At 68.1% G+C, this 8,908-nt stretch carries 8 protein-coding genes and 1 pseudogene; all 9 read left to right on the forward strand.

The genetic code is table 11. The features are described from left to right. Positions 1-392, forward strand: a 392-nt coding sequence (tnpA, locus tag P7D22_RS21115) for an IS66-like element accessory protein TnpA (protein ID WP_319936234.1), incomplete at its 5' end; no start/stop codon positions are given. A gap of 23 nt (positions 393-415) precedes the next feature. Then, the gene (gene tnpB, locus P7D22_RS21120; RefSeq protein WP_442916128.1) at positions 416-736 is read left to right on the forward strand and encodes an IS66 family insertion sequence element accessory protein TnpB; all 321 of its coding nucleotides are present in this window, start codon (positions 416-418) and stop codon (positions 734-736) included. A gap of 212 nt (positions 737-948) precedes the next feature. Continuing rightward, positions 949-1,152: a hypothetical protein gene (locus tag P7D22_RS21125; protein ID WP_319936241.1), complete on the forward strand. Its 204-nt coding sequence runs from the start codon at positions 949-951 to the stop codon at positions 1,150-1,152. A gap of 987 nt (positions 1,153-2,139) precedes the next feature. Continuing rightward, the gene (locus P7D22_RS21130) at positions 2,140-3,423 is read left to right on the forward strand and encodes an NAD(P)/FAD-dependent oxidoreductase (RefSeq protein WP_319936236.1); all 1,284 of its coding nucleotides are present in this window, start codon (positions 2,140-2,142) and stop codon (positions 3,421-3,423) included. A 15-nt stretch (positions 3,424-3,438) separates the two neighbouring features. After that, positions 3,439-4,983 (forward strand): L-piperidine-6-carboxylate dehydrogenase, encoded by a 1,545-nt coding sequence (gene amaB / locus P7D22_RS21135; protein WP_319936237.1) that lies wholly within the window; start codon positions 3,439-3,441, stop codon positions 4,981-4,983. 112 nt (positions 4,984-5,095) lie between these two features. Then, positions 5,096-6,328 (forward strand): oxalate decarboxylase family bicupin, encoded by a 1,233-nt coding sequence (locus P7D22_RS21140; RefSeq protein ID WP_319936238.1) that lies wholly within the window; start codon positions 5,096-5,098, stop codon positions 6,326-6,328. An 81-nt stretch (positions 6,329-6,409) separates the two neighbouring features. Continuing rightward, entirely contained in the window at positions 6,410-7,468 is a 1,059-nt protein-coding gene (gene gmd, locus P7D22_RS21145; RefSeq protein WP_319936239.1) for a GDP-mannose 4,6-dehydratase, read from the forward strand. Next, the gene (locus P7D22_RS21150) at positions 7,465-8,436 is read left to right on the forward strand and encodes a GDP-L-fucose synthase family protein (RefSeq protein WP_319936240.1); all 972 of its coding nucleotides are present in this window, start codon (positions 7,465-7,467) and stop codon (positions 8,434-8,436) included. The genes gmd and P7D22_RS21150 overlap by 4 nt, the downstream gene beginning before the upstream one ends. A 73-nt stretch (positions 8,437-8,509) precedes the next feature. Beyond that, positions 8,510-8,908, forward strand: a pseudogene (locus P7D22_RS21155) (phosphomannomutase); the annotation flags it as partial.

Here is an 8,908-nt window from a genome sequence, read left to right on the forward strand (position 1 = left end):
GGTCGATGCGGGTTGAGGTTCTGAGCGGGGTGGAGCGTCGGCGTCAGTGGTCGGACGACGAGAAGGCCCGGATCGTCGAGGAGAAGCTCATTCCGGGTGCGAAGGTAGCGGATGTGGCCCGGCGTAATGCGGTGAGCGCCAGCCTGGTGTTCGGGTGGCGTCGGTTGGCGCGCGAGGGGTTGTTGGGACGAGGCGTACCAGCCCTCATGCCGGTCGAGATTGTCGCGTCGCTTACAGCACTGCCGACGCCCTCGCCGTCCGCGGCACCACGTCCGAGGCGATCGGCGGGTCTGATCGAGATCGAGCTGTCGCAGGGACGCCGCCTTCGGGTTGGCCGCGATGTCGACGGTGACGCGCTGCGGCGCGTCCTTGATGCGCTGGATCGTCGGTGATCCCGCTGCCAGGCGGCGCCAAGGTGTGGCTGGCGACCGGCCACACCGACATGCGCAAGGGGATTGGGGGGCTGTCGCTGCTGGTGCAGGAGGTCCTCGGGCGAGATCCGTTCTGCGGTCACCTGTTCGTCATTCGGGGTCGCCGATCCGACCTGATCAAGATCGTCTGGCATGACGGCCAAGGCGGCTGTCTGTTCATGAAGCGGCTGGATCGGGGCCGCTTCATCTGGCCGTCGGCGAGCGGCGGGGCGATCTTCATCACTATGGCGCAGCTTGCCTATCTCACGGAAGGCATCGACTGGAGGAACCCGCAGCAGACCTGGCGTCCATCCCAAGCTGGATAGTAATAAGGCTTGCTGCGGCAGACGGTTGTGATCTGATCGCGGTGTGACGACACCCGCTGATCCGCTTCCGTCCGACCTCGCTGGCGCTCATGCGCTGATCGTGTCGCTGCGCAGCGAAGCCCTGATCCGGCGGTTAGAGTCCGAGAAGCTGATGTTCCCTGATCGCCAAGCTGCGCCGGGAACAGTACGGCCCGTCGTCCGAGCGCGGCAAGCTGCTTGTCGAGCAGCTCGAACTGGCCATCGCCGACATCGAGGAAAGCCAGGGGGTGTGGAAACGCTCGCAACATCGACCCCACGCTATGCCGGCCTACCCAACTGCTAAAGCTTGGCTTTCCGCATTTGATGGGGGTCACACGTCGCGCGAAGAACGACACCTTGTCAATCGCGAATACCTTTGCATTTCCAATCATCTATAGGGTACTTAGCCGGGGTCAGTGTTGACCGCGTTTTCACACCCGCGCCACGAACTGGCTGAAGCGCCTGTCCTCGAGCGGCTTCATGACGCTGTTGAACCGGAGGCATGGAACCGTGCAGTCCGTGTCGGACGTCGCAACGCTCATGCCCGCGTCACCACTCGCTCGGGGGAGAAGGTCCGCGGACCTTCTCGATCCAGTTGACCTCGACCTGTTTGAGGGCACCCACGGCCATCGGACCGTCGGGAATCACGTGCCTCGTTCGGAGCGTCCGCCGTAGTGAGCTGACCCGGGTGAGAGGCATACCGAGGTCTTCGGAGGCGTGACGCTCGGCCACCCCGTGGAGGAGTTACTAGGACTGGTCCCCCTTCCGCGCGGAGTTCACCACCTTTTCGACGGACTCCGCGATGGTCTTCGCTTTCGCGAGACGGGCCTCCGCGGAAAGACCGGGCATTCTGTCATGCTCCGCATCTCGATCGACGGAACCGCGATGTTCTCCGCCGGAGGGTACCGGCGTCTCCGCGGCGCAGGCAGATGCTCCATGACGGATGGCTCTATGGAGTTCGTCACGCGCCGCGGCACGCAACTGCAGCTGACGCTGTGCGTCCGGCATTGGCTACCGCAGGGGGTCAGAGGGTTCAGAAGTCTGCAGCAACGAACGGCGACCATAAAAAAAAGCGCCGCATTCTGAGGTGCTTACGCAATGCGAACACGATGGTCGGGTAAGTTCCCAAAACTATCGCGCTACCAGGCTGCGCTATACCCCGATCTTTCACGCCGCGCCGTCTCGCAACGCCGGCGCGGCAGAGCCTTCGGCTCCCGTGTTGCCACCGGACCCGTATATGGGCGACGCTGGGCGCGGGCAAGCGGCGAATGCTCACGTGAACGCGATGGCGGGTGGCTTGGCATTGCCAAACCGGGCGCCTCGCCGGATACCAGTCCCGTCATTCCGGTCGAAACCATCCTCGAACGACGCGAAGGCACCGAGGCATGAAGGGCGATCCGCGCAGTCACGGCCTTTGGGAACGATCGGCGCCGCCCGCGCCCGACATGGTGCCGCTGTCGGGCGACGCCGTGGCCGATGTGGCGGTCGTCGGGGCCGGGTTCACGGGCTGCTCGGCGGCGCTCCACCTGGCCGAGGGCGGCGCCAGCGTGGCGGTACTCGAGGCCGCGGAGGTCGGCTTCGGCGGCTCGGGACGCAACGTCGGCCTCGTCAACGCCGGCCTGTGGGTGATGCCCGACGACCTGTCGGGCGCACTCGGAGAGCCCTACGGATCGCGGCTGCTGGCAGCGCTCGGCGATGGGCCGCGCGTCGTGTTCGACCTCGTCGAGCGGCACGGCATCGCCTGCGAGGCCGAGCGGCAGGGCACGCTGCATTGCGCCGTCGGACAGAAGGGCAGCCGCGAACTGGCCGAACGCGCCCGCCAATGGCAGGCCCGGGGCGCGCCCGTGCGGCTGCTCGACGCGGAGGAGACCGCCCGCAAGGTCGGCACGACCGCCTATGCGGCCTCCCTGCTTGATGCGCGCGCCGGCACCATCCAGCCGCTCGCCTATGCGCGCGGCCTCGCGGCCGCCGCCATCGCGGCCGGTGCCCACATCCACACCGGCAGCCCGGTCGTGGCCGCCACCGACGAGGGCACGACCTGGCGGCTGCAGACACCCGACGGCACCCTACGGGCGCGATCCGTGATCGTGGCCACCAACGCCTATACGAACGGGGTCTGGCCCGTGCTGCGGTCCGAACTCGTTCACCTGCCTTATTTCAACATGGCCACGCGACCGCTGAGCGACAACCTGCGCCGCTCCATCCTGCCGGAGCGCCAGGGCGTGTGGGACACGCGTGACGTGTTGAGCTCGTTCCGCTTCGACCGGGCCGGCCGGCTGGTGTTCGGCAGCGTCGGGGCGCTCGACGGCCTTGGCCTCGCTATCCACCGTGCCTGGGGCCGGCGCGCCCTGGCAAAGCTGTTCCCACAGCTCGCCGGCATCCCGTTCGAGACGGAATGGTACGGCAGTATCGGCATGACCGAGAACAGTTTGCCGCGCTTCCACCGGCTCGGCCGCGACGTGGTGTCGTTCAGCGGCTACAACGGCCGCGGCATCGCGCCCGGCACCGTGTTCGGTCGCTGCCTGGCGCAACTGCTGCTCGGCACCCTGCGTGAGGACGCGCTGCCGCTGCCCGTCACCGACCCGGCGCCCGCGCCCCGCCGTCGGCTGCGGGAAGCCGCCTACGAGCTCGGGGCGCAGGTGGCCCATTTCGCAGACGCCCGTTTCTGACCCTGAAGGAAAGCCATGACCGATACCGCCCCCCGCCTCGCCGACGAGGCCCGGTCCATCCTGGCGGATCTCGGCGTGCCCGAGGCCCGCTATTCCGGCGGCGACCTCGCCGTGATGTCCCCGGTCGACGGCAGCGCATTGGCCCGGATGCCGACGCTGTCGCCCGATGAGGTTGCTGTCGCCATCGGGCGCGCCGCGGCTGCCTTTCAGGCCTGGCGCAGCGTGCCGGCGCCGCGCCGCGGCGAGTTGGTGCGGCTGCTCGGCGCCGAACTCCGAACCCACAAGGATGCGCTCGGCCGGCTGGTCAGCCTGGAGGTCGGCAAGTCACCCTCCGAAGGTCTCGGCGAGGTGCAGGAGATGATCGACATCTGCGATTTCGCGGTCGGCCTGTCGCGCCAGCTTTACGGGCTCGCGATCCCGTCCGAGCGGCCGGACCATCGCCTCACCGAGCAATGGCATCCGATCGGCGTCGTCGGCATTATCTCGGCCTTTAATTTCCCGGTAGCGGTGTGGTCCTGGAACGCCGCCCTGGCGCTCGTATGCGGCGATGCCGTGGTGTGGAAACCCTCCGAAAAGACACCGTTGACCGCGCTCGCCACCCAGGCGCTGTTCGACAAGGCGGCGGCAGCCTTCGGCGGCGTGCCGGACGGCCTGTCGACGTTGTTGATCGGCGGCCGCGAGGTCGGCGCCGCGCTGGTAAACGATCCCCGCGTGCCGGTGGTGTCGGCCACGGGATCGACCCGCATGGGTCGCACCGTCGGCGAGCATCTGGCGCGCCGCTTCGCCCGCGGCATCCTCGAACTCGGCGGCAACAACGCCTCGATCGTCACGCCTTCGGCCGACCTCGCCATGACGTTGCGGGCCGTGGCGTTCGGCGCCATGGGCACGGCCGGCCAGCGCTGCACCACCTTGCGGCGCCTCATCGTGCATGCCGACGTTTACGACGCGCTCGTGCCGCGTCTGGCCAAGGTCTACGACACCATCTCGGTCGGCAACCCGCTGTCGAGCGATGTTCTTGTGGGGCCGCTGATCGACGGTGGCGCCTTCGCGGCCATGGAGGCGGCGCTCGCGGCCGCCAAGGCCGCCGGCGGCACCGTGCATGGCGGCGGCCGGGTCGACATCAACGGTCCCGCCTCGTTCTATGTGCGGCCGGCGCTGGTCGAGATGCCGGGCCAGGTCGGACCGGTGCTGGAGGAAACCTTCGCGCCGATCCTTTACGTGCTGAAATACCATGAGCTCGACGAGGCGATCGCGCTGCAGAACGGCGTCCCCCAGGGGCTGTCCTCCTCGATCTTCGGCACCGACCTCAGGGAAGTCGAACGCTTCCTGTCGGCCCAAGGCTCCGATTGCGGCATCGCCAACGTCAATATGGGCCCCTCGGGCGCCGAGATCGGCGGCGCCTTCGGGGGCGAAAAGGAAACCGGCGGCGGGCGCGAAAGCGGCTCGGACGCCTGGAAAGCCTATATGCGGCGGCAAACCAATGCCGTGAACTACGGGCGCACCCTGCCGCTGGCCCAGGGCGTGCGGTTCGACGTGGACGACGGGTCGGCCCCGGCCTGACGCAAAGGTCTGCGGCGCGCCGCGAAGGACCAAGCGCCCTTCTGCAGCGTTGGAACGAGACGACGCCGGGCGGCATGGCCCGACGCCGGCCGAACCTGACAGGACCACGAAGATGACCGACATGACGCGACGCGGCCTGATCGCCGCCACCACCGCGATGGGAGCCGGCGCCCTGATGACACCGGCCGCCGCAGCCCCCGCCGACCAGGGGGCCGCCACGATGCGCGACGGCAAGGGGGCCGACATCCTCGGGCCGCGGAACCCGGAGCGCGAAGCCGAGGAGCCGTTCACCTTGGCGCCGCCCTCGACCGACCACGGCACAATGCCGAACCTGAAGTGGAGCTTCGCCGACAGCCACATGCGCCTCGAGGACGGCGGCTGGGCGCGTCAGACGACGGTGCGCGAGCTGCCGATCTCGAAAGCCATGGCCGGCGTCAACATGCGCCTGAAGGCCAATGTCGTCCGAGAAATGCATTGGCACAAGGAAGCCGAGTGGGCCTACATGCTGAAGGGCGTCGCCCGCGTGACTTCGGTCGACGCGCAAGGCCGGACCTTCGCGGAGGACATCGCGGAAGGCGACCTGTGGTACTTCCCGTCCGGCATTCCGCATTCGATCCAGGGGCTCGAGAATGCCCAGGCGGACGGTTGCGAGTTCCTGCTGGTGTTCGACGACGGCGCCTTTTCGGAAGACTCGACCTTTCTGATCTCCGACTGGCTCACCCATACGCCGCGCGACGTTCTGGCCAAGAACTTCGGCCTGCCGGAGCAGACCTTCGCGGCCCTGCCGAAGACCGAGCTCTACATCTTCCCCGGTCCGAAGCCCGGGCCGCTCGAGGGCGACCGCCTGGGCGGGGCCGGCCCGGTGCCGGACAGCTTCGCCTACCGAATGCTGAAGCAGGAGCCGATCCGCCTCAAGGGCGGCACGGTCCGCATCACCGACTCGACGGTGTTCAAGGCGTCCAAAACCATCGCGGCGGCGCTGGTCGAGCTCGAGCCGGGCGGCCTGCGCGAACTGCACTGGCATCCGGCCGGCGACGAATGGCAATATTACATCGAAGGCCAGGGCCGCATGACGGTGTTCGGCTCGGAGTCGAAGGCCCGCACCTTCGACTATCGCGGCGGGGATGTCGGCTACGTGCCGTTCGCCATGGGCCATTACATCGAGAACACCGGCACGACGCCGCTGCGCTTCCTCGAAATGTTCCGCAGCCCCACCTATTCGGACGTGTCGCTGGCGCAATGGATGGCGCTCACCCCGCACGCCCTGGTGGCGGCGCATCTGCGCGTCGACACATCGGTCATCGACGGCCTGACGACGACCAAGCGGCTGGTGGTGCCGGGCTAAAAACCAAGGCGGCCGGCGCCCTTGTTGCCAGGGCGCCGGCATCGCGACAAGCTGCGTGCTTTGCTTCGCGGTGAGGTCGCCATGAAGACTGCGCTGATCACCGGCATCACGGGACAGGATGGCGCCTATCTGGCGCGGTTGCTGCTCGGCAAGGGATATCGGGTGCACGGCATCAAGCGGCGCTCGTCGTCGTTCAACACCGGCCGTCTCGAGGACATCTACCAGGACCCGCAGACCACCGATCCGCGCTTCGTGCTGCATTACGGCGACCTGACCGATGCCACCAACCTGATCCGCATCGTGCAGGAAACCCAGCCGGACGAAATCTACAATCTTGGGGCGCAGAGCCACGTCCAGGTGTCGTTCGAGACGCCGGAATATACCGCCAACGCGGACGGGCTCGGCACCCTGCGGCTCCTGGAGGCGATCCGCATCCTGAAGCGCGAAGCATCGACGCGCTTCTACCAGGCCTCCACCTCCGAGCTGTTCGGCCGTGTGCGCGAGGTGCCGCAAACCGAGTTGACGCCGTTCTATCCCAGGTCGCCCTACGGGGCCGCCAAGCTTTACGCCTATGCGATCACCGTGAACTATCGCGAGGCCTATGGGATGCACGCCTCGAACGGCATCCTGTTCAACCATGAAAGCCCCCTCAGGGGTGAAACCTTCGTGACCCGCAAGATCACCCGCGCGGCGGCTGCCATCAAGCTCGGCCGGCAGGAGCGGCTTTATCTCGGCAACCTCGACGCCCGGCGCGACTGGGGCCATGCGCAAGACTTCGTCGAGGGCATGTGGCTGATGCTGCAGCAAAACGAGCCCGACGACTATGTGCTGGCGACCGGCGAAACCACCACGGTGCGCTGCTTCGCCGAATGGGCCTTTGCCGAGGTGGGTCTCCGTATCGCCTGGGAAGGAAGCGGGCCCGACGAACAAGGCATCGATGCCGCCACGGGCCGCGTGCTGATCGGCATCGACCCCCGTTATTACCGGCCGACCGAGGTGGACCTGCTGCTCGGCGACCCGGCCAAGGCCGCCGCCAAACTCGGCTGGCGTCACCGCACATCGGTGCGCGACCTCGCGGCCGAGATGGTGCGCGAGGACATGCTGGTGATGCGCTCCGCCCCGTTGGGAAGCGGGTCGTGACGCACTATCGCCTCGAAGGCCGGCGGGTTTGGGTGGCGGGGCATCGCGGCATGGTGGGCAGCGCCGTGGTGCGCCGCCTCGCCCGCGAAGGTTGTACGATCGTCTCGGCCCCGCGCGAGACGATCGACCTGACCCGGCAGGCGGCGGTCGAGGCGTTCGTCGCGGCGACCCGGCCGCAGACAATCGTGATGGCGGCCGCCCGGGTCGGCGGCATCCTGGCCAATCAGGCGCAGCCGGCGGCCTTCCTTTACGACAACCTCGCCATGGCGGCCCATGTGATCGAGGCGGCGCACCGGCACGGCGTCGAGCGCCTCCTGTTTCTCGGCTCGTCCTGCGTCTACCCGAAATTCGCAGCCCAACCGATCCGCGAGGAGGCGCTGCTGAGCGGCCCGCTCGAGCCCACCAACGACGCCTATGCGGTGGCCAAGATCGCCGGGCTGAGGCTCGTCGAGGCCTATCGGCGCCAATACGGCCGCGACTATATCGCCGCCATGCCGTGCAACCTGTATGGCCCGGGCGACAATTTCGACCCGACGACCAGCCACGTGCTGCCGGCGCTGATCCGCAAGGTTCACGAGGCCAAGCGCCTCGACCTGCCGGCCATCACGTTGTGGGGCAGCGGCACGCCGCGCCGCGAGTTCCTGCATGTCGACGATTGCGCCGATGCGCTGGTGTTCCTGCTGAAAAACCATTCGGGCGATGGCCACCTCAACCTCGGTGCCGGAACCGACCTGACCATCCTGGCGCTGGCCGAGATGGTCTGCGAGGTCGCGGGCTACCGGGGCGAGATCCTGCTCGACCCGTCGAAACCGGACGGGACGCCACGCAAGCTGATGGATAGCGGCCGGTTGCAGGCGCTCGGCTGGCAACCCGCGATCACGCTGCGCGACGGCATCGCCGGGGTTTACGCATGGTTCGCCGACAGGGTCGCGGCGGATGGGTCGATCGCGCATCGCCCGGACGCATGAGACCGGCGACGATCGCTGGCGTCACCGGCCTGGCTCGTGGCAGGGTGCGGACCGCAACGGAACGGAAACGGCGATGAGTGGGAAAGCGGCTGCGAGCAGCCTGAAGTTCGGTACCAGCGGCTTGCGCGGCCTCGTCACCGATCTCGTCGGCGGGCCGGCCCAGGCATGGACGCGGGCGTTCCTCGACCACAGGGACCAGGCGGGCGCCGGGGGCCGGTTGCTGTTGGTCGGACGCGACCTGCGCGCCTCGAGCCCGGGCATTGCAGCCGATTGCATCGCTGCCGCCAAAGCGGCGGGATGGCGCGTCGCCGATTGCGGCGCCGTGCCGACCCCGGCCCTGGCGCTCGAGGCGATGCGCCGCGACGCCGCCGCCGTAATGGTGACCGGCAGCCACATCCCGGACGACCGCAACGGGCTGAAATTCTACAAGCCCGCCGAGATCAGCAAGGATGACGAAGCGGCGATCCGGGCC

This window comes from Lichenihabitans sp. Uapishka_5 (assembly GCF_033947565.1).
Taxonomy (GTDB): Bacteria; Pseudomonadota; Alphaproteobacteria; order Rhizobiales; family Beijerinckiaceae; genus Lichenihabitans.